The following is a 21,182-nucleotide window of genomic DNA, read 5'->3' as shown; positions in this document are numbered from 1 at the left end:
CACCTTAATACACATTCTAAAGGGGGGAGCACCACTCCCAGTTACTCAATAAAATACGTATACATGGAGGCTTTTTCCTTATGAATATCGAAGTTTGGTCTGATTATATGTGTCCATTCTGTTATATCGGCAAACGCCGTTTGGAGCAAGTATTACAGCAATTCCCACATCGCAATGAGGTGCAATTGACATTCAAGAGTTTCGAATTGAACCCGAATGCTGTGAGAGATAGTGGTAAAACGATCAATGAAGAACTATCAGCTAAATATGGGGTCAGTCTGCAAGAGGCTCAGGCTATGAATGATCGAATGAACGAAAACGCACGCTCTGCGGGTCTTGATTATAATATTCATGCCATGGTGCCGACGAACTCTCTTGATGCTCACCGCTTAACACTTTGGGCTCAAACACAAGGCAAAATGCTGGAGCTGAGCGAGCGTTTATTCCAAGCTGTTTTCATCGAAGGCAAGCATACAGGGGATCATGAAGTGCTGGTAGCGCTGGCTACTGAAGTTGGTTTGGATCAAAAGGAAGCGGCTGCTATATTAGCCAGTGACCGTTTTACCGACGAAGTTAGAGCTGATGAAGCCGAAGGCGCTGAATTGGGTGTTCAGGGTGTGCCATTCTTTGTATTTGATCGAAAATTTGCTATTTCTGGTGCCCAGCCGGAGGAAGTATTTCATGATGCGCTTCAAAAAGCATGGGATGAACGCTCACCTTTCACCATGATAAGCGGCAGCTCGTCCAAACAAGATGCAGGTGGTTTATGTACCGATGAGGGTTGTGAGCTTCCAGGCCGTGAGGGCTGAACAGTCCGTGAATGAAGATTTTCTACTTCCTAAATAAATTTTAAAAAAGCGTGCCAGCACTCAATTAAACCTGAGGCTGGCACGCATCTTTATTTTATAACGATTTAATCATTCCGCCATCCACAAGGATGGTACTCCCTGTCAAATAGGATGAAGCTGAAGACGCCAGAAAAGCAACAACTTTACCGAACTCTTCAGGCTCTCCATACCGTCCCAATGGAATGCCCTCTTCTGCTTGTTTGCGAACCTGATCCGTCGTTTGCTGGGTTTTCTCAGCTCGATGCTCGTCCAAGCTACGCACGCGATCAGTTGCAATTCTCCCCGGTGCTACAGTATGTACCAGAATATTATGAGGAGCTAATTCCAGAGACAATGTTTTTGCCAATCCAGCAACTCCAGTACGCAGCGTATTTGAAATGATTAACCCCGGAATTGGCTGCTTAACTGAGGAAGAAGCAATATTTAAAATCCTACCGCTTTGTTGTTTTTTCATATATGGTAACACTTCACGGATCAACCGGATATGACTAAGTAAATTTTGTTCAAAGGCCTGCATCCACACTTCATCTGTAAAATCATCAAAGGTACCGGCAGGAGGCCCACCCGCATTGTTAACCAAAATATCTACGGTGCCAAACAAATCAGCTGTACGGCGGATGGCCTGGGAGATATGTTCTGGTTTTGTTACATCGCAAACTACATATTCAACGCGGCCACTCGCTGTTTCCAGTAATTCCGCCTGCGTCCGCTGAAGCTCTGCTTCGTTCCGTCCTGAAATGACGACATTCGCACCCTCGCGTGCCAGCTCTCGTGCGCTTGCCTTGCCGAGTCCTTTACTGGAACCTGCAACAAAGGCTGTTTTTCCCGTTAATCCTAAATCCATCTATGACACTCCCTTTTCTAAGCGTTCTCTATTTAATTGTACACATGACCAGCACATAATGCGAATAGCTTGGTAGTATTATGAAGGCTATCTATCTTCTCACCATTAAAAAGAATACGAAATCATTAATTGCAAGGTAAAACAAAAAGGCCTGACAGTTAGTCAGGGCCCTTTTTGTTTACAGCACGTTAAGATGTTGATGCAGGTGTTGTTGTTGTCTGCTCGTATACAACAACGGACTGGCTCTCAGGCTCCCATTTTACATTTGTCCCCAAGGCCTCTCCGATTACCCTTACAGGTACCATTGTCGTCCCATCCACTATGGATGCTGGCTGCTCGATAGAATACGGCTGACCGTTAATATATGCTTTTGGACTGTTAACAAATAATTTGACGGACACGCCGTTACGGGTGACAGTAACAGCCTTTTCTTTCGGATCCCAGGAAACCTTTGCATCCAAAGCTTCGGAAGCTGTTCTAAACGGAACAAGTGTGGTCCCATTGCGGTTAATCGGTTTGGCATCGTATTTTTCACCATTCACGAACAGCTTCATACCCGACGGCCGTCCGGCCTTCTTCGAGAATTCACCCAGCTTTTTGTAGCTGTCCAGATCGGACACATTAGCCAGTACCGCCTCCTCCTGCATGTAAACGGCATCAGTCACATTTCCGTTTTCAGCCAGTAGCTCAGCTGCCTCAGTCAGTGCTTTACCAGAATTCCGGATCAATTCAAGTTCAGCAACCTGCTCCGGAGTCAAACGGTTTGGGTATTTCGTAAGCAGCAGATTCGCAATAACCGCTCCTGCCGGCTTATCCTTCGTATTTTCTACCGCGTGAAGCAGACCCTTATAACCGTTGCGTCCCTTGTGACCATTATGGTCTTTGGACTCCTCGTATGTATCATCTGTTACTGCAACAGGTTCGGTTTTTCTGATTTCTGCGTGTTTGTCTTTTTTACTGTTTTCATCCTTTTTCCCGGATGCTTTGTCTTTTTGTTTTTTGGACTGATCATTGTCTGAGTCATGGGGATTGATTGGCTCTTCCCCGCTCTTTTCATTCCCGTCTTTAACAGACGTCTTTGCTTCCTGTTTGTTCTCCTGATCATTTCCGCGTCCCTGCTTGGCTTCAGCGGTTCCCGCTGCCAAACCCAAGACCAGTATACACGCTAGTAAAGCTGTCCAAGTGTTTCTCATGATGCGATTCCTCCTTATAGTAAAGACCGGGCTCAAATGTCCCTAGATGTATTAACGGCTTCTCTAAGCTGATTTTTTATCTTTTCTTATCTAATGTGTGAGACACTACTATAGCTGCAGTCCATATTGTCAAAATCACTATAAAATTTTATTATACGCCTAACCTATTTACACAGTATAATGAGAATTACACATGCATTTTTAAGAATCAGCCTTTACATTCGCATAATAGAAAGAAGATGAAACAGACATGTTCGGCACCATTCTTTTGGACGTTGTTTTACCTATTTTTGTACTTATCGGTTTTGGTTGTATCATGCAATATTATTTTCGACTGGATTTGTATACCTTAGCTAAAATCAATTTTTACTATATCACCCCCGCAGTTGTGTTTACAGGTCTTTATAACTCGGAAATTTCTTTAATGCTCATGGGTGAGGTTTCACTTTTTTATGCCTTGTACATAGCTATTCTGTACGTAATCAGCACTACCGTCGCCAGATCTCTGAAATACAGCCCCGGAATGCGCGGAGCTTTTACAAATAGTGTGATGCTAGATAATTCAGGAAATTATGGTCTGCCAATCAATCAGTTGGTGTTCAAAGGTGACCCGTTGGCCATTTCCGTTCAAGCTCTGATTATGACCTTTCAAAGCTTTGTCACTTTTACATACGGCACTTTTGTTGTGCAAAACGGCAAGGCCAATACTCGAAAAATATTAATTAATTTTTTAAAAATGCCTGTTCCCTATGCGCTTGCGCTAGGTTTGCTCCTAAATCTGCTGCATAGTCCATTGCCTAATTTACTGGCTGAACCTTTGAATTATATTAGTCAGTCGATGGTTGCCGTGGCTCTGCTTACTTTGGGAGCACAAATTGTGCAATATCCCTTTCGTTTGCGCCGGACAGCCGTGTACATCAGTATGGTACTGCGCCTGATTGCTGGTCCAATGGTCGGTTTTATGCTCGTCTTGCTGTTGGGTCTTAAGGGGATTCCGGCTCAAGCCTTGCTCATTGCATCGGGTATGCCTACCGGCGTTAATACAAGTATTTTGGCGGAAGAATATAAAAATGAACCCGATTTTGCCGCACAAACAGTATTACTTTCTACGATTGTGAATGTCATTACGATGACACTGTTAATTTCAGCATCTCGGCATCTTGTTTGAGGTGTATGATAAATATAAAAAATGGATTAGAGACGCTTTTTGTCTAAGGACAGGAGCGTTTCTTTTTTGAGATAAAAGAACATATGTTCGTGTTAGTGTTTCTTTTTTCTACTTAAAGTGGTGTGTTTGTTTTGTGGAGATCGTATGCGAGAAAGAGTTTTTTTTCTATTATGAATTTTTCATATAGTGAAATAATTATATTATATAATTTGAATCTCTATTAGTAGCTGTTTTCAACTTGTCGTTGCTTTTTCCCCAAAAAAAGAATGCGGGACAACAGGTCGTCAAAAATAAAGCCAGCTCACTCATTAGAGTGGCTGACTTAGGATTATCCTTATTAAGGTTTAGGGCTCAATTCCCCATTGCTTGCTTCCAGACAGGTAAGCGGTTATTTTAGCAGAATCTTGTAAACTGTTTGCTGTGGGATTAAATGAATAATCATCGGTTTGTGTGTAACTGCTCCAGTCCTCTTTGGATATCCGGGTTTGCAACTCCACACTTTGACCGGGTTCTAAAGAACCCGCAGCCGATTTAAACCCGATTTCTGCATAAGAATCTGCCCCTGGCTTCGCATTGGATAATGTTTTGAAGCTAGCAATCACATTCCCTGTACCGACGCTCGACCAATCCGTGAAGAAATTTTGTGCTTTCTCCCCGTTAATGGTGTAATAATAACGCAATGTCACGTCTGCTAGGGAAATTGATGAGGTTCCCGTATTGGTTATTTTAAATTTGGAACTGATTGTATTGCTTGTGGCGGATACATTCCCATTGAAGGTTTGCACCTTCAGAACGCCCTCGCCTGTTCCCGGCTCACTTGGCGTATCCTCTTTCACCGTAATCGTAAACAACGCATCATTGCCTGTACTAAAATGGAAGTTTAGTGCTGTCTCTCCTTTAGGAAGTTTAGATAAATACTTGTTGGTAAGAACGACTGTTTCTTCACTAAGCGTATAATCTTCACCTTTGTTCAACACCACACTCCCCTGCTTAATAGCTTCTAGCGTATTGCCGTTAAGTGTTAGCTTGACAGTAAGATCCGTATTGCTGGTATCCACTCCATAGGTTGCAGTCGTTGGTGTAATACTTGCTTGCCCGGTAGACGGCTGATCACCACCCACACGATCTGCCACCAGAATGCCGCGGCCATTCGTTCCCAGATAAGCACGTCCATAAACCCGAGGGTCCCCAATAATTTTGGTCACTCGAGCATATTGATGCTTGTCGTCATTAATGCGCGCCCAGTTTGCGCCAGCATCGTCCGAACGGTAAAATCCACGTGTACCATCAATTTTACCAACGATAAATACCGCTGCATTCGTACGGTTCGGCGCTGCCTTACCAAAGCCTACAAAATCCGCTTCCTGCACATTATCGAGTTTGGTGAATGTAACACCTGAATCCTTGGAATGCCATAAGCCGTATGGTCCTCCATCCTCGGAGCCTCCGGCGAACCACACATCTCCTTCTGCTCCTCGTACAGCATCAATATCAGCATTGCCTGCTGTCGGCAAGCCAGTTACCGCTGATGGCGTAAAGGATACGCCTCCATTGGTGCTCACATATATTTTCCCGGAGGCAAATGCGTAATATTTATTAGGGTTCACTCGGTCAGAGACGATCTTTGCATTCGCTGGAATCCCTGTGCTTGCTGTCCATGAGTTGCCGCCAGTTTTGGAGTAGAACACACCTTTGTCTGATGTACTCCACAGCAAGCCATTACCATCTGTTGCTACGGCGATGCTGCCTCCTCCTGCTGTACCGGAAGGCTCACTATTTGCTTTATACCAGTTGGCTCCTCCATCATTGGAAAAACCGATGGATTTGGCATTTGGATCTTTTTTATAATCCGCTTTACCTACTCGGGCCATAAAAGAAGGATTCAGCTCGGCATAATCAATGCTTTCGCTGCTTGTAAAGGTCGGATTATCCAGCATTTTAGCTGGAGCCTTGAATAAATCGTCATGTCTGAATCCAGAGACATCACCTACTGCGCTCACCAAAGGCGCGCCGGTTGGAGGGCTCACCAGATCCAAAATTGCCGTTTCCTCTACCCCTTTAGCGGCTACTGAAATATCCAGCTTTCCGCCTTTATCCCAATTGGTCAGATTTTTAGAGCCATAAATCGTAGCTCCGGTGCCGTACAACATATGGTCTGAATTAAATGGATCTATCTCCAGATCTCCAATCATCCACCCCAGCTTGGGCGATACTTCCGGTGGTGCAGGGTTGGCATTGAAAGTCAGCCAAGGCGCACCGCTTATATCCAGATTGTATTTCAGCTTACGAGACGGATAACCATCAAATTCCCAAATAGGATTCCAAGTTGCCCCACTATCAGTGCTGCGATAAATCGTTTCATCCGGCCACCAGGCATTCAACGTAGCAACCATGAGTGTACCTGGCTTCTGGGCATCCACCGTCAGTCCACCATATCCAAAATGATTGTCCGCACTACTGCTACCTATGGGGCTAATGTTAGTCCATTGCCCGCTTGCTGTATTCAATTTCCACAGTTCACCCTTTGATCCATCATATGGACCTGCTCCATCGCTATAAGAAATATATAGATTGCCGTCCGGTGATAACACACCGTGATGTGGCAAATAGCCCGTAGGCTGTCCCGCTATAGCAGACCAGGTTGTCCCGCCATCTGTACTGCGATAGACACTTTGCTTTTTATCTGCAACACCTACATAGATCGTCTGCGTTGCTTTACTGGAAGAGCCTGTTTTTTTGTCAAAGGTGATCCACGCTAAACCGACAATGTCGCTGGTATATTCATTGGAAGGGTCCTGTACATACGTCCCTGGATTCGGGAAACTGCTTACCTTGCTCCAAGTTGCTCCAAAATCAGAGCTTTTCCATAGTCCATTACCACTTCGAGCTCCAAAGAACAAAATATTATTTTTATTTGGATCAATCGTCAGACGTTCACCCATTGAACGCCCCGGCATATTGCCCCCCACCTTAAAAGGAAGCTTGGTTGTCTGCCACGTATTGCCCCTGTCGATGGAACGCATAATTTGCCCGTTTTGTTTATCCCATGAATTAGTATACGTACCTGTAGCTATATATACACGATTCGGATCAACAGAATCAGTCGCTAGTGCATCGACACCATTTTTGTTCCAATCCTCCCAGCCCACAGAATCCGTCAGCGGAATCCAACTCTCATTGGCAGCATTCCAGCGGTAAGCTCCTCCAATATCTGTACGGGCATAGATCAGGTCTTTTTCCGTTTCATTAAAAATAATGCCAGGTACAAAACCACCTCCTCCACCCGTAACCACACTTTTCCAACTGTAATCGTCACTTGGAGCAGCATGAGTCGGCGCTATCATTCCTGTCCAGGAAGCACCCGCTACCACAAGCGCCAAACAAGCAATTCTCAACCTGTTTTTTGCCTTAGTCAATGAATTCAACCTCCTTCTTCATTATCAATTGAATATGCGAGTCATTTTGAGATAAAAGTAATCAGCCGATTCTGAATTCGTTCCTATCGTTATCGTTGCTTCTCACAATTCTGACAAATGTCCTCTCAGACTCACCCCCATTCATTCCCAATAAATACGGTGCAACACTGGTTTTGTTAGCGCTTACATCGGTGTCTTGCTCAATAGATTCGTCATCTTTTTCCCATTTCCTTGTGCGAAAAATCAAGATAATACAATTTTATCTCCTGCTCCGCAGCTTATAATAGGAGGTTTGAACTTCCTTCAGAGTTAATACCTTTTATTTAATTCTATTATGAATTTTTCATATAGTGAATTAATTACTTAATTTTCATTCTTTATGGGTGTCAAAATACTTGGATTTACAACAAAAAACCGCGCTATGCGCGGTTCCAGCTTCGTTAATATGTCGTCAGTCATAAACATATGCCTATTATTGCAAGTATTCAAGCGCCAGTGCTAAAAAAATATGCCCTGAGACGAGCAATGCCCGCTCATCAAAATCAAAGTGAGGATGGTGATGAGCAAAATGCGTTCGTTCATCCTCATTGCGTGCACCCACATGAATGAAGGCTCCCGGTCGATGCTCCAAATAATAAGCAAAATCCTCTGCTCCCATGACCGGCTTCAAATCCAAAAAAGCGTCTGCTCCATACAGTCTGCCGATGAGCTCGCGTACACGTTCCGTTTCGGCTTCGGCATTCACCAAAGAAGGATAGCCATTCAGATAGTCAATTTCGTATCCGGCATGATAAGCCTCAGTCAACCCCTTGACGATACTGCGAATTTCATTCTCGGCTTCCTTACGCACTTCCTTATTAAACGTACGTACGGTGCCTTCAATTTTAGCCTTATCTGCAATCACATTAAAGGCAGTTCCAGCTTGAAATACCCCAATCGTTAACACTGCTGATTCAATAGGGTCCACCCTGCGACTAACCACCTGCTGCAACCCGTTCACAATTTGACTGCCGATAACAATAGAGTCCACCGTCTGATGCGGTCGTGCGCCATGCCCGCCTTTACCGTTGATCTGGATCGTAAACGCGTCGACAGCCGCCATCGCAGGCCCACTCTTTAATCCAATTTTACCAAAAGGAATTTCAGATGCGAGGTGAATACCATATACCGCCTCTACCCCATCCAGACAGCCATCCTCAATCATAAACTTGGCTCCGCCAGGCGGTTTTTCTTCCGCATGTTGAAAAATAAACACAAGCTTTCCCTTCAGCGCCTCACGGTTATGGCTCAACACGCGTGCCACTCCAAGTAACGCAGCCGTGTGACCATCATGTCCGCAGGCATGCATAACGCCCGGAACGGTCGATTTATAAGGCACATCCTTTTCATCCTGAATGGGAAGTGCATCAAAATCAGCACGAAATGCAATCGTTCTACCTGGCTGACCGCCTTCTAAAAACCCGAGCACACCGTTTCCACCCACATTCGTTCTTACCTCAATACCAAAAGAGCGCAATTGATCGGCGATAAATGCAGACGTATTCGTTTCTTCAAAAGACAGCTCGGGATGCTGATGTAGATGTCTTCTCCACGCAATCAGCTCTTGTTCATCATCTTTTAATTCCTGAACCCATTTATCTAGCATAATACCCTCTTTTCCTATTGAATTTATATACTTCTATCCTTATCTTACCATGAACGGCCTGTAGAATGTAGCTCTCTTATCATGCCGATAGCAGATCAAAGGAAGGGGTTGAACCTAGGCCGGGTAATGACAAGCGGCATAATGTCCTGTGCTAATTGCTGTCAGCTCAGGTGCTTCCTCACGACAACGCGAGGTCGCTAGTGGACAGCGGGTATGAAAACGACAGCCGGATGGCGGCTTCGCAGGCGAAGGAATCTCACCTTGTACCGTAATTAGCTCCCGACGGTTTTTCGGATTTGGATTAGGTATCGAGGCAACAAGCCCCCGGGTATACGGATGGGCAGGATGCCTGAACAACTCGTCACTTGGCGCAATTTCTACAAGTTTCCCCAAGTACATAACCCCTATCCGATCTGAAATATGGCGGACAATGTGCAATCCGTGTGCAATAAACAAATAGGTTGTATCCAGCTTACGCTGTAAGTCCTGAAGCAGATTGACAATTTGTGACTGAACGGAAACATCCAAAGCCGACACTGCCTCATCCGCCAAAATAAACTGCGGTTGCAGAGCAATGGCACGGGCTATCCCGATTCGCTGCCGCTGTCCTCCCGAAAATTCATGCGGAAACCGCGTAACCAGCGAAGGTGATAATCCAACAGCGCTCAGGAGTTCTTCCACCCGTTCCTGCTTTGCCTTGCCATACAACCCTTCATGAACCGCAAGCGGCTCCCCTATGATATCTCCCACATTCCACCGTGGATCAAGTGATCCGTAGGGGTCTTGAAAAATCATCTGCATATCACGGCGAACGGATCGCAACTCAGAATTTCCTAAACGTGTCAGCTCCCGATCCTGGAACCATACCTGCCCTGAGGTCGGACGTTCCAGCTGCATCAGCAGCCGGCCTAAAGTAGACTTACCGCTGCCGGATTCTCCGACCAATCCAAAGGTTTCGCCCTGCCGGATTGAGAACGATACATCATCCACCGCCCGGATCGAAGCACCCGTCCGACCGGGAAAGCTTTTTTTCACCGGATAATACTTGCGAATTCCATCCACTCTAAACAAGTCCTGCTTGTTCTGGACGGTTTCCGTGATAGTCTCATTGGATTTAGGGGAGTTCTTTACCTGTACGCCATGACTGCTCACCTTAGCCCCATCAACAGCAGATACGTTCGTCAATTCTTCCTTTACTTCGGTTGCCTTTGCAACAGCATCTGCCGTGATCTGCCCTTTCACCGATAGCTCTGTAATAAACCAATCGCCGGACGCAGCCAATTGCTCCGAATGCCAGCAAGCTACCTCGCGTTCATCCTTGGCTGCCAGCGGTGGCGCTTCGTTTTTGCATTGATCTGTCGCATGCGGGCAACGCGGGTGAAACAAGCAGCCGGAAGGCAATGCACTCAGGCTCGGAATTGCCCCCGGGATCGAAAACAGCTTGCTGCTGCGATCTGTATCCAGTGTAGCCACCGAACGAAGTAACCCTCTAGTGTAAGGGTGCAATGGCAGCTCGAACAGTTCTTCCGTTACTGCTTGCTCCACAACTCGACCGGCATACATCACAACAATTCGATCCGCAACCTCTGCGGCAATACCCAAATCATGCGTAATCAACAGAATCGACATGTTGAATTCTGTCTTTAATTCCTGAAGCAATTGCAAAATTTGTGACTGAATCGTTACATCCAGCGCCGTTGTTGGTTCATCCGCTATTAGCAGCTCAGGGCCACATGAAAGTGCCATTGCAATCATCGCCCGTTGTAGCATCCCACCGGACAGCTCTCCGGGGTATTGCTTCATACGAATTTCCGGTTCAGGAATCCCTACCCTGTTCAGCAAATGAACCGCATGAGCCCATGCTTGCTTTCGTGTCTTCCGGTCATGCTCCATGATGATTTCTATCAGCTGATACCCGATAGTGTACACCGGATCAAACGCCGACATCGGCTCCTGAAATACCATCGCCATCTTTTTACCACGAAGTGAGCGTAATTCCTGCTGTGACAAAACGGTCAAATCTATGCCCTGCAACCGTATTTGTCCTTGGGCAATTCGTCCGTTCTCATAATCGATTAGCCGCATAATCGCCTTGGAGGTAATCGTTTTTCCGCTGCCAGATTCACCGACGAGGCAGACCGTTTCTCCCGCCCTGATCGTCAGTGATACGTTGTCGAGTGCTTGCAGCAAACCTTTTTTAGTGTGAAAATCGACCGACAAATGTTCAATCTCCAGCAATGATGACAAACGAACTCCCTCCTTCTATAGCACTTAAGAATAGGCTTCCTGATGCTAGTTTGCGTTCTTTTTCGGGTCCAACTGGTCTCTCAGCTTGTCGCCCAAAATATTGACTGACAACACAAACAACGTAATGGCTAGGCCAGGAAAGGTACATATCCACCAAGCTACTGTCAAATATCCTCGTCCTTGAGACAATACTGTTCCCCAATCTGGAATTTCCTTTACCGTGCCAAGTCCCAGAAAGCTTAATCCCGATCCGGCCAAAATAGCGCTACCGATGCCAAGCGTCGCCATCACGAGCAAAGGGGACAAGGAATTAGGAAGCACATGACGCCAAAAGATGCCGAAAGGTGTAACTCCGATGGAACGCGAAGCAATGACGTAAGAACGTCCTTTTATACTCATAATTTGGCCTCGCATAACTCTTGCATAACCGGGGACAGCAGATATGGCTACCGCCAGCACAATATTGAACAAGCTTGGGCCAAGAGCCGCCGCAATCGCCAAAGCCAGCAGAATTCCGGGAATAGTCATCAAAATATCTATAAATCGCATCAGTATCGAATCCACTGTACCGCCAATGTAACCTGAGAGCGCACCAATAATTCCACCCACCAGACCGCCGACGAGTACCGACATAAAGCCAATAAATAGAGAATCCCGACTTCCGTGAACAACCAGACTGAATACATCCCGCCCAAAATAGTCCGTTCCGAACCAGTGAGACGCACTTGGTCCTTGTAATATATGGTCGCTTAACATTTCTGTGGGTGCATAAGAAGCAATCCATTGCGGAAACGCCGCACAGACGATTACGAACACAATAATCAGTCCCGCCGCATATAAGAACCCATCCGACACTCCACCGAGCCGCCACCTTCCAGTTTGCCGAGCTACCCGCAGCTTTCTTTCCTTCCAAATTGTTTTGGCAGCCATTGTTTCTCTCAACCGACTTCCTCCTCCCTGAATCCTTCCGGCTTACGCCGAGCGTCTAACCCTTGGATCAATGAACGTATACGATATATCCACCAGCAGATTTACGATCACATACATGATGGCAGAGAACAATACAACTCCCTGCACAACTGGCAAGTCTTTAGCCATAATTGCGTCCGCAATTAAACGCCCAATGCCTTGCCGTGAAAATACCGTCTCACTCACAACTGCTCCGGCCAGCATTTCTCCCATCAGCATCCCGATCATCGTTATCGCTGGAATCAACGCATTGCGTAGCGCATGGCGATACATAATAACCTTCTCAGACAAACCCTTGGAACGGAGCGTTACGATGAACTGCTCATTAATGACTTCCAGCATACTGTTACGCACCATTCTGACAATGAACCCTGCACCGACAATGCCCAAAGTGAGAGACGGAAGCACAAGAGTTTTCCAACCGTCCGAGCCCATAGCAGGCAGCCATCCCAAGTGAATGGAGAAAATAAGCAACAGCAGAATGCCTGACCAGAATGTGGGCATAGAAATGCCGAACAATCCAACGATTCGAGCGATGATATCAATCGGTTTATCCCGATGAATGGCCGACAGCACTCCAAGCAGGACACCAATAATGACCGAAATAGCAGAACCGGCAAGCGTCAGCGCCAGTGTAGGCGGGAGATTGACCCATATTTTAGGCAGCACCGGATCAGCATTGAGCAGTGATTTTCCAAAATCACCTTGTAGCAGATTTCCGAAATAGTTCAAAAACTGAACATGAAAAGGCTGATCCACTCCCAGCTTATGACGCAAATTGGCGATCATCTCTGGCGTGGCCGTTGAAGGGTCAAAAATCGAATCCACCGGGTCCCCCGGGAGCAGATACAAAATGCTGAATACTAAAATGCAGGAACCCAGAATGACCAACAAAGAAGTAACCAGTCTTTCTGCAACAGCTCTGATCATAGCCCACACTCCTTCCTTACTGGATGGTCCCCAGAAATTATTTAGCAATACTATTTTTGAATACGCACATCGTTAAAGAGCGGATAACCCACTAAATCGAATTTGAGACCCTGCACTGACTTGGCTGCTCCAACCGTATAAGGGAAAACATAAATCGGAATGATGACGGCCTGATCACGTATTAGCTGTTGCACCTTTTTATAAATCTCCTCCCGCTTGGCATCGTCCTGTTCAATAGCTCCCTGCTCCAACAGCTTGTCGACCTCTGGATTGGAGAAGTTAGGAAGTGTAGGCCGCTGATTTGGTGCCGCTGTGTGGTAAAAAGCATATAAAGCGTTCGGGTCCACATTGACCTGGCTATTTCCGTAGAAATCATAGTTTCCGTTCGTATATACAACTGTTGCAATATCCTTGGTAATTTCAATCTTCACATCAACACCGATTTTCTTCAGCTGCTGCTGAATAATGGCTGCAATGTCGTTCCGTTTTTCACGGTTCGGTGTGCCGTCTACATAATGCAGCGTAAGACGTTGTCCATCCTTCACCCGGAAACCATCCGTTCCCTTAACCCACCCCAACTCATCCAGTAACTGATTGGCCTTGTTAAGATCAGGCTGTAAACCGTTTTCCAGTGATTTATCATATCCAAAAATACCTGGAGTGAGTGGCGACCAAGCCTGTTCATAAGTTCCTAGATACAGCGTTTTGACGACCGTCCCCACATCAATACCATATTGTAATGCCTGCCTCGCCTTTAATTCATTCCACGGTGTCTTCTTTTGGTTAATGAACAGCGTATATGGCAGTCCTAGGGTATTGACCTGCAACAATTGGAAATTAGGGTCACTCTTCAACGTTAAAATGTTCTGCGGTGGGACGGTTTCAGCGGCCAAAGCCTGCCCACTCTGCACACTGCCGATCCGGGTCGCCTCCTCCGGAACAATTTTAAAGGTCACGCTGTCCAAATACGGTGCTCCCTGATTCTCAATAGTTTCCGGTGCCCATTTGTAATCCGGGTTACGTTCGATTTTGATTTCTGCATTTTCGTCCCATTTTACAAACTTAAAGGGCCCTGTACCCACTGGATGCTTACCGAATTGATCTCCATATTTTTTAACTCCTGCCGGTGAAACAATGGCTACTGCCGGAACACTTAAATTGCTCAAAAAAGCCTGCGATGGTCGTTTCAGATTCAATTTAATCGTGTATTCGTCAATCACCTGTGAGGATTCATAGGGAGCCAGCAAGTTAGCGGCATTACCTACTACGGCTTGCGGATCAATAATTCGATCATAGCTAAATTTAACGGCTTCCGCATTGAACGGGGTTCCGTCATGGAACTTAACATCCTTGCGCAGCTTGAATGTATAGCTTTTGCCATCCTCGGAAACGCTCCATTCGGTTGCCAGCCAAGGCTTAATCGTATTGTCTGGTAGCTTTACCACCAAGTTATCGAATATCGCACGATATACCCGAGATGCTACTGCCAATCCACTCTTATGCGGGTCCAGTGAATCCGGCGATGTTGCCAGTGCATAGGTAAGATCTCCACCTTCTGCAGCTTGCCCGCCTCCCGCTGCATTCGCCTCAGTATTCGTAGAATTGGCCCCGCTATTACCCGAGCATGCCGATAAGACCAGCACCATCGACAGGGTTAAAGCTACCATTTTTGCAAATCGACTTGTTCGTTTCACCTAAAAACACTCTCCGATCTGATGGGTGATGTTATGATTACATTGCATTTTTGGAGCCGATGTTTCATTGTCGATAATTCCAATCAGATATATATGAATTATGTTAATAACTGTATACCTGCGTTTTTATAGTGTCAATGCAGGTTCTAATTGGAATGATCTATAGATGGATAGAAGACTTGAATTGACAACAAAAAAGAGCCGATAGGATACTCTCCTCGACTCTTTTTCATTACTTACTTTCTATTTCGAATTTTTCAGGTATTGAAAAACTGACTGATATTCCCTCTTACCGGATGTGTCTGTTCCCTGTACTCACCTTTCGTATAGCTTCCAATCACCTTACGCCAAAAGGACTGTGCCGGCCTATTCGTGCTCATTTGGGTCACCTTCCAACGTCCGTTAAAACGTCCAAACAGCTCATGAGCCGCCCAAGTCCCAACCCCATTATGCCGATAAGGACGAAGTACAAAGAACTCAGCCATGTAGTAGTCAGCTTCTCGATTGCTGGACATTCGGTCAACGAGTGCAAAACCCACAGGAATATCCTGTCTCCAAATCAGAAAAGGTAGCTTCTGTTCACCGCTCGTCCAATATTGATACAAGTCTGGATAAGCCGGGAATGTCCCCTTCTCAGTGACATCAATTCGAAGATAGGCTGTAAAATCATATAAATAAAATTGCATGAGCTGTACAATAATGTCCTTTTGCGACTCCGGTACACTCTTAATAGACAGCTTCAGTTCCGATTTGATATTATACCCCATACTTTCACCTCTCTTGGCGGTTCAATCTGTTCTTTAACTTCGAATTACATCCCATCCAGTGCTGTTCAAAATATGCTAAAATACATATATATTATGACCGGACGAGGTGGAACTCAATGAATATACAAAAGATCATCGACCGGCGCAAACTAGATGAAAAAATGCCGGGATTACCATGGTACGTGCAGCAATTTATGGATTATAAGCTGCCCGACCTGTCCCCTTCCACATTACTAGAATATGTGCGGGATTACGAAGCTTTCTTTTCATGGCTTCGCGCGGAAGGCTTGTCCACCGGAGAAACGAATGCCCAAGTTACACTGGAAGAGTTGGAGACACTTCATATGGACAGTATTACAGGCTTTCGATTATTCCTGTCTACTAAGCGCGAAGGCTCCAACTCCCGTATTACCATTTCACGTAAGCTATCGTCTCTGCGTTCGCTTTTTCATTATTTAAGTCAGATCGCTGAGGATGAAAATTTTTATCCGTTGCTCAAACGCAACATTATGGCTAAGGTCGAAATCAAGCGTATACATAAACCCAAGGATACGGCGGCTAAGCTTAAAGGTAAAATACTGGAAGAGGAAGAACTGCTTGAATTCATCGGTTATATTTATGAAGGCTATGGTCAAGATTTGGCCGATAACAAGCAGGCATTATACTCCTATGAACTAAATAAGGAACGGGATGCCTGCATCGCCAGCCTCATTCTGAACTCAGGCCTGCGCGTATCTGAAATCGTCAATCTGAATCTGGACGATTTAGACATAAACAATAAACTATTATATGTGTACCGCAAAGGCAATAACGACGAAACCTTTAAAACGCCGGTGTATTTCCGCGAGCAATCCAAAGATGATCTCGTACTTTATTTGTCCCTGAGACATACCCGTTATCGCGCTCCAAAAAAAGAAAAGGCTCTCTTTGTCACACGTCCTAACGGCAGTACAGAAGGCAAACGAATGACCAAAAGAGCGATTCAGGCAATGATCATTAAGTACGCCAAACGGTTCGGCAAGCCTTACCTTACCGTGCATAAGCTTCGTCATTCCTTTGCTACTGACTATTATTTACAAAATGATATTTACAAAACAAAGGAACAGCTGGGGCACGCTTCGACAGAAACAACAGAAGTGTATGCTCACCTGACTGACAAAACCATGTCTCAGGCGATCGAACGGCGGGTAGAGACTCTAACCGACTCAGCCGATTGATGTCTCACCCCTGCTCATTCCTCATTCCTTCTATCTGCTTTTGAATCTGTTCGAGTAGCCAGCGGCCTGCGGGTCCGTTGGCCTCGGCAGGATATATCTGTATCATTTCATCTGAGTAGTGACCTTGAGCCCAATCCATTTGATGCTCCCAAACCGCTACTCCCTGTACATTTGTCAGCTTATCGGTAAGCTGAGCATCCGATTGTTCCCGCACCATGACCAGCTTCGGATAATCCTCTTGCTTGAAGCCTTCTAGCAACACACAATCATAGGCCTGAAAATGCCGGATCAGTCCGGTGACAGGCTGACTATTCTCCTCTAAAATGGCTGTTCTTCCAGCCGAAACAATAGCTATGCCTTCAGCACCCGCCTGTCGGTGCTTGAACGTATCTGTACCCTCATGATCCATTTCAAATTCATGTCCATCATGCTTAATCACTGCTACGCGTAGACCTGACTTCTGCACATAACGAATCAATCCTCCGAGAAAGGTCGTTTTTCCCGTATTTTTGAATCCGACGATTTGACATACAAATGGATGTTTCGTATTCACGTCACCTGTCCACCTTGTAACACCAGTACACGCACCTCTTCACCTTCGCGTAATCCTTCTGTTGTGGGAGGAATCACGATCAGACAGTCGCTGTCCTTAATGGTCACCATGACACTGGATTCATCTACTCGCGCAGGAATCGCGTATACTTGTCCACCACGTATCTCCAGAGAGCTGCGTACAAAGCGTGTATAGTTGTTTACCTTCATATAATCTGCGCCTAACTTCGCCGTCCAGGTTTGTAAATATGGATGTGCCGAAGATAACATCATTTGGATCGTCGGCCGTACAAACAGCTCACAGCCTACAAAGCACGCACCGGGGTTGCCTGAAAGCGCAAATAACAGCTTGCCGTCAATTACTGCGGCTGTGGTCACACTTCCTGGACGCATCGTAACCTTGTTGAACAGCATATTCACATCTTCTTGTCGTACCAGATCACCCATAATATCAAAATCCCCCACCGATACTCCTCCACTCGTGACCACGATATCATAGGCATCTATCGCTTCACGTACAGAAGTACGGGCAAGGCTCAAATCATCATGAATGGCTTGTAAAATAAACGGCTCTCCTCCTGCCTCTCTAATTTGAGAAGCCAACATATATGTATTACTGTTTCGAATTTTCCCCGGTTGTAACGGCTCATCCACTGCAAGTAATTCCGATCCTGTAGAAAATACGGCCACCCTTGGCTTCCTGTAAACAGGTACCCGGTGTACTCCAAAAGTAGCCAGTACCGAGATGTGCCCTGCTCCCAGGCAGGTTCCCTTACTAAGCAAAAGCCGACCTTCCTGAATCTCATGACCAATCTGTGTCACATTTTTGCCAACTTCTATACGCTTCTTCAAGCCGACATATGTCTGTGCGTTTTCCTCACGCAGCTGTGTCGCTTCCAGCATGACAACCGTGTCCGCTCCTTCAGGTAATTGCGCTCCTGTCATGATGCGGGCAGCCATTCCAGTCTCCACCCGCTTGTCCGATACGGTGCCACATGGAATTTCATCAATCACATGTAGCCAGATTTCCTGACCGGATGAGCACACTTCGGTGTCCGAGCCTAGGATCGCATAACCGTCCATACCTGACCGACGAAAACGGGGATACGGGTGTGGTGCGGTCAAATCCATCGCCAAATAACGTCCATGCGCCTGCTCCAGCTCTACGTCTTCCCTTTCACCCTGTTTAACATAGCTAGCTATCCTGCTTTGTGCCTCTTCCACCTGAACTGCTTTACGCTGGAATTTTTCTGCGTTTAATGATGTATGATTCATAATCTCACTCCGTTCTTCTAAAATGCCCTCTTTCTGTTATAACGCTAAAACCGTTATCTGGCAAATCGGGAGGGGGTGTTTAGATCTTCGACTTCGGTTGCTTTTACCCCTATTGACAGTCTAAGTATGTATGGCAATAAAAATAACCCGTGAATTCTACGGGTCATTTCTATAACTTTTTAAGTGCTTTAAGCTTATTATGAGACATAGAGCAAGTGAAGTCAGATTCTTCGAATCGTACCTCCAAATGCGTTAGACTCGATCTCACAAAACCAAGTCGTGATAGCTGAAAAGCTTCCTTGCAAGTCTGTGCGGTTAGCCCGATCGTATAAAAGCAATGCCCCAAATTGAAAACGCGGTACTTCATCAGTTCTTTTCATTTTTCTTAAGCTCAGCCGGTATCGGTTTAGCACCAAATACTGTTTTTTCATTTTTGGTAGATTCGTTAGCGTATTTTCCCAGTCTTATATTTAAAACTCTCGCCAATCTCTTATCCATTTTCGCTCACCTCCTTTCCATAAAGGAAGAATGCTGAATGCTTGAATAGCTAAAGCTAAGCATATTATGTGGGACTGTATAAAAAAATTCACTGCGCAAACCAAAACACATACCGTTTTATAATATTTGTGGTTATTGGTCTTATGAATATAAATAAAATGATTGGGTGCATAAACTAAAAACACTAATATTGAACAAGCATTAATAATTGAAATTGTAGATAAATTTAAAGAGACGAAGGGTATAGTTACACATATTACCGTTGTAAAACAGACACAAAATGTAAGATTGCTGAAGTGTGCCCCTCCTGAAAATCTTCTTACAAACATGATAGTAACCAGAGCAAATAACGATCCCCAAAAATGCCCGGTCATCCAAGCGATAACCGCAACCATTAGTATTGATGATACTTCGGTAATTTTTATACCAAGCGCATACTCCATCACTTCTACACTTGTTGGACCATCAGGATCAGCTTTTTTTATTTCCGTTGCGATGTACCTTGATAGCGCTTCTAGCACCCTCGTAATCTCCTCTCTCTGAAAAGAAATACGACAAGCCGAAAGTAAGCAATGAAATGGATAGTAATCCTATGGTATTTGAGCTATAGAGCATATACAAAGTAATAAAAATGGTGGCAGCTGATATTAGAGCACCTAGAATCAACAGCTTATTTAGGGACGATAAGTAATTTTCAGCTCTTAAAAAATCATGTGGAGGCTGAATTATAAACGAGAATCCAAAGTTATATTTTCCCATCACAAAAGAAATAAAGTACGCAATAATAATAGAAGATAACTGAATAACGTAAATAGAAGAGCCAGAAGTATCATTAATAACACCTGGTTCTGCTACGCCGAAAAAATTCGCAAACAGAAATACAAATAGTTGTAGGTTAATGTAGGCCGTTAGACCAGAACCAGCAGAAAAAGCTGCTAAATGGGTTTTGATCCCTAAACCGAATCTAAAAAAGATAACCATTAACAAATACTGAAGCGGCAAATCTAATTTAGGCAAGCCTATAACTTCCCTCATTAGAAAGGAAAACAAAGCTATGCCAATTGCATAAAATAATATTTTTCTACGATATTCCCTCACGGGAAGCATATAAAGCTTTAAGACCAAAATAACAGCGGCCAAAGCATCGAATACACCAAGTAATATATATAAAAAAGCAGATAACACAGATACACCATCCTCTTATTTCGCCTGTTGTAATTGTATATTTTACTATTAGATGTGGCAATGAAATAATCTAGTAAACTGGTAATATTTGTTTTTATGTAAGGTAAATATTTATTTTTGTCATCAAAAAATATAAAAAGAACGATTTTAAAATCGTCCTCTTGTTGCAGTTTTAGCCTGGAACCTTCTGAATTATCTATCTGGCATCATCCTTTTGTCGAGCTGCTCAAGTACAAGCGGCCAAGCCTGCTCATGTTGATTTCTTGAATTCTCGTCTGGTAAACCTGCATGCGTTAAGTAAAGATGCGTGCCATTACCGCGAGGTTTAAGCTCAACAGTGAGAACTGTTTCAGCTCCCTTGGTACCGCCTTCGCCAGTAATCCAAGTCAGCTCGATCAGTCGGTTTTGCTCAAGTCTTAGAAATCTTCCGTAATGTGGATGACGCTTCCCCTCAAAATGCGTTTCGAAAAAGAAGGTCGAGTTCACTTTAGCCTCCATTAATACTGATCCTGGGGCTGCAAACCAACTGTCAAACTGCTTCGTCCAAGCCTGATACAGGACATTCGGAGAACACTCCATTTTTCGTTCCACCATTAGATTAAATGGTCTTTGTGAAAGATCTGGCCAAGAAATAGATAGTACCATTTAATTTTCAATCCCTTCAATCAAACAAAGTTTTGATTATCTCTACATTATTATATCCATAAAAGTGTAGGTTTGGCTGTGCCGCTAGA

General features: G+C 44.9%; 18 protein-coding genes. 3 read left to right on the top strand and 15 right to left on the bottom strand.

Annotation, left to right across the window (positions count from 1 at the left end; translation table 11 throughout):
* Positions 1 to 80 precede the first annotated feature (80 nt).
* Positions 81 to 809, top strand: coding sequence for a DsbA family oxidoreductase (locus MKX59_RS13555; protein ID WP_023988931.1), 729 nt, complete (start codon positions 81 to 83; stop codon positions 807 to 809).
* Between the two features lie 94 nt (positions 810 to 903).
* Here MKX59_RS13555 and MKX59_RS13550 read toward each other — a convergent pair whose 3' ends face one another.
* Both MKX59_RS13550 and MKX59_RS13545 read right to left on the bottom strand, forming a co-directional pair.
* On the bottom strand, positions 904 to 1,692 hold the full coding sequence (locus tag MKX59_RS13550) for an SDR family oxidoreductase (RefSeq protein WP_023988932.1): 789 nt from the start codon (positions 1,690 to 1,692) through the stop codon (positions 904 to 906).
* A 188-nt stretch (positions 1,693 to 1,880) separates the two neighbouring features.
* A complete protein-coding gene (locus MKX59_RS13545; protein WP_069080612.1) occupies positions 1,881 to 2,885 on the bottom strand; it encodes a copper amine oxidase N-terminal domain-containing protein in 1,005 nt (334 codons plus the stop codon).
* Between the two features lie 250 nt (positions 2,886 to 3,135).
* On the opposite strand from MKX59_RS13545, the gene MKX59_RS13540 reads away from it, so the two are divergent.
* Positions 3,136 to 4,053 carry an AEC family transporter gene (locus MKX59_RS13540; protein WP_075154260.1) on the top strand — a complete coding sequence of 306 codons (918 nt, stop codon included), beginning with the start codon at positions 3,136 to 3,138 and terminating at the stop codon, positions 4,051 to 4,053.
* A gap of 344 nt (positions 4,054 to 4,397) precedes the next feature.
* Here the strand turns inward: MKX59_RS13540 and MKX59_RS13535 are convergent, their stop codons facing one another.
* From MKX59_RS13535 to MKX59_RS13505, 7 genes are all read right to left on the bottom strand, one after another.
* Entirely contained in the window at positions 4,398 to 7,469 is a 3,072-nt protein-coding gene (locus MKX59_RS13535; RefSeq protein ID WP_076265284.1) for a X2-like carbohydrate binding domain-containing protein, read from the bottom strand.
* A 472-nt stretch (positions 7,470 to 7,941) separates the two neighbouring features.
* Entirely contained in the window at positions 7,942 to 9,114 is a 1,173-nt protein-coding gene (locus MKX59_RS13530; RefSeq protein ID WP_053325583.1) for a M20 metallopeptidase family protein, read from the bottom strand.
* Between the two features lie 114 nt (positions 9,115 to 9,228).
* On the bottom strand, positions 9,229 to 11,361 hold the full coding sequence (locus tag MKX59_RS13525) for an ABC transporter ATP-binding protein (RefSeq protein WP_076159580.1): 2,133 nt from the start codon (positions 11,359 to 11,361) through the stop codon (positions 9,229 to 9,231).
* Positions 11,362 to 11,406: 45 nt separating this feature from the next.
* Positions 11,407 to 12,303, bottom strand: coding sequence for an ABC transporter permease (locus tag MKX59_RS13520; RefSeq protein ID WP_053325585.1), 897 nt, complete (start codon positions 12,301 to 12,303; stop codon positions 11,407 to 11,409).
* A 30-nt stretch (positions 12,304 to 12,333) separates the two neighbouring features.
* On the bottom strand, positions 12,334 to 13,260 hold the full coding sequence (locus MKX59_RS13515; protein ID WP_028541690.1) for an ABC transporter permease: 927 nt from the start codon (positions 13,258 to 13,260) through the stop codon (positions 12,334 to 12,336).
* Positions 13,261 to 13,310: 50 nt separating this feature from the next.
* Positions 13,311 to 14,927: an ABC transporter substrate-binding protein gene (locus tag MKX59_RS13510; protein WP_049828432.1), complete on the bottom strand. Its 1,617-nt coding sequence runs from the start codon at positions 14,925 to 14,927 to the stop codon at positions 13,311 to 13,313.
* Positions 14,928 to 15,211: 284 nt separating this feature from the next.
* Complete coding sequence (locus tag MKX59_RS13505; protein ID WP_023988942.1) at positions 15,212 to 15,721, bottom strand: GNAT family N-acetyltransferase; 510 nt, start codon at positions 15,719 to 15,721, stop codon at positions 15,212 to 15,214.
* A gap of 116 nt (positions 15,722 to 15,837) precedes the next feature.
* On the opposite strand from MKX59_RS13505, the gene xerS reads away from it, so the two are divergent.
* Positions 15,838 to 16,938: a tyrosine recombinase XerS gene (gene xerS / locus MKX59_RS13500; RefSeq protein WP_023988943.1), complete on the top strand. Its 1,101-nt coding sequence runs from the start codon at positions 15,838 to 15,840 to the stop codon at positions 16,936 to 16,938.
* A 4-nt stretch (positions 16,939 to 16,942) separates the two neighbouring features.
* Here the strand turns inward: xerS and mobB are convergent, their stop codons facing one another.
* From mobB to MKX59_RS13470, 6 genes are all read right to left on the bottom strand, one after another.
* Complete coding sequence (gene mobB, locus MKX59_RS13495) at positions 16,943 to 17,491, bottom strand: molybdopterin-guanine dinucleotide biosynthesis protein B (RefSeq protein ID WP_069080608.1); 549 nt, start codon at positions 17,489 to 17,491, stop codon at positions 16,943 to 16,945.
* Positions 17,488 to 18,765 (bottom strand): molybdopterin molybdotransferase MoeA, encoded by a 1,278-nt coding sequence (locus MKX59_RS13490; RefSeq protein WP_053325587.1) that lies wholly within the window; start codon positions 18,763 to 18,765, stop codon positions 17,488 to 17,490. The genes mobB and MKX59_RS13490 overlap by 4 nt, the downstream gene beginning before the upstream one ends.
* Positions 18,766 to 19,131: 366 nt before the next feature.
* On the bottom strand, positions 19,132 to 19,263 hold the full coding sequence (locus tag MKX59_RS13485) for a hypothetical protein (RefSeq protein WP_256026492.1): 132 nt from the start codon (positions 19,261 to 19,263) through the stop codon (positions 19,132 to 19,134).
* Complete coding sequence (locus MKX59_RS13480) at positions 19,236 to 19,784, bottom strand: accessory gene regulator ArgB-like protein (protein WP_071558668.1); 549 nt, start codon at positions 19,782 to 19,784, stop codon at positions 19,236 to 19,238. The genes MKX59_RS13485 and MKX59_RS13480 overlap by 28 nt, the downstream gene beginning before the upstream one ends.
* Positions 19,735 to 20,448 (bottom strand): hypothetical protein, encoded by a 714-nt coding sequence (locus tag MKX59_RS13475; protein WP_013310481.1) that lies wholly within the window; start codon positions 20,446 to 20,448, stop codon positions 19,735 to 19,737. The genes MKX59_RS13480 and MKX59_RS13475 overlap by 50 nt, the downstream gene beginning before the upstream one ends.
* A gap of 192 nt (positions 20,449 to 20,640) precedes the next feature.
* Positions 20,641 to 21,093: an SRPBCC family protein gene (locus MKX59_RS13470; protein ID WP_028541695.1), complete on the bottom strand. Its 453-nt coding sequence runs from the start codon at positions 21,091 to 21,093 to the stop codon at positions 20,641 to 20,643.
* Positions 21,094 to 21,182 lie beyond the last annotated feature (89 nt).

It is taken from the genome of Paenibacillus sp. FSL R7-0340, from assembly GCF_038002205.1.
Lineage (GTDB): Bacteria > Bacillota > Bacilli > Paenibacillales > Paenibacillaceae > Paenibacillus > Paenibacillus polymyxa_B.
Note: the sequence above shows the minus strand (reverse complement) of the source record. Positions and strands in the feature narration are given on the sequence as shown.

Bases quoted from the DNA above. Each gene is read 5' to 3' on its own strand.
- MKX59_RS13505 (WP_023988942.1), bottom strand. From the start codon at position 15,721: ATGGGGTATAATATCAAATCGGAACTGAAGCTGTCTATTAAGAGTGTA.
- MKX59_RS13545 (WP_069080612.1), bottom strand. From the start codon at position 2,885: ATGAGAAACACTTGGACAGCTTTACTAGCGTGTATACTGGTCTTGGGT.
- xerS (WP_023988943.1), top strand. From the start codon at position 15,838: ATGAATATACAAAAGATCATCGACCGGCGCAAACTAGATGAAAAAATG.
- MKX59_RS13550 (WP_023988932.1), bottom strand. From the start codon at position 1,692: ATGGATTTAGGATTAACGGGAAAAACAGCCTTTGTTGCAGGTTCCAGT.
- MKX59_RS13470 (WP_028541695.1), bottom strand. From the start codon at position 21,093: ATGGTACTATCTATTTCTTGGCCAGATCTTTCACAAAGACCATTTAAT.
- MKX59_RS13555 (WP_023988931.1), top strand. From the start codon at position 81: ATGAATATCGAAGTTTGGTCTGATTATATGTGTCCATTCTGTTATATC.
- MKX59_RS13540 (WP_075154260.1), top strand. From the start codon at position 3,136: ATGTTCGGCACCATTCTTTTGGACGTTGTTTTACCTATTTTTGTACTT.
- MKX59_RS13530 (WP_053325583.1), bottom strand. From the start codon at position 9,114: ATGCTAGATAAATGGGTTCAGGAATTAAAAGATGATGAACAAGAGCTG.
- MKX59_RS13510 (WP_049828432.1), bottom strand. From the start codon at position 14,927: ATGGTAGCTTTAACCCTGTCGATGGTGCTGGTCTTATCGGCATGCTCG.
- MKX59_RS13515 (WP_028541690.1), bottom strand. From the start codon at position 13,260: ATGATCAGAGCTGTTGCAGAAAGACTGGTTACTTCTTTGTTGGTCATT.
- MKX59_RS13485 (WP_256026492.1), bottom strand. From the start codon at position 19,263: ATGGATAAGAGATTGGCGAGAGTTTTAAATATAAGACTGGGAAAATAC.
- MKX59_RS13490 (WP_053325587.1), bottom strand. From the start codon at position 18,765: ATGAATCATACATCATTAAACGCAGAAAAATTCCAGCGTAAAGCAGTT.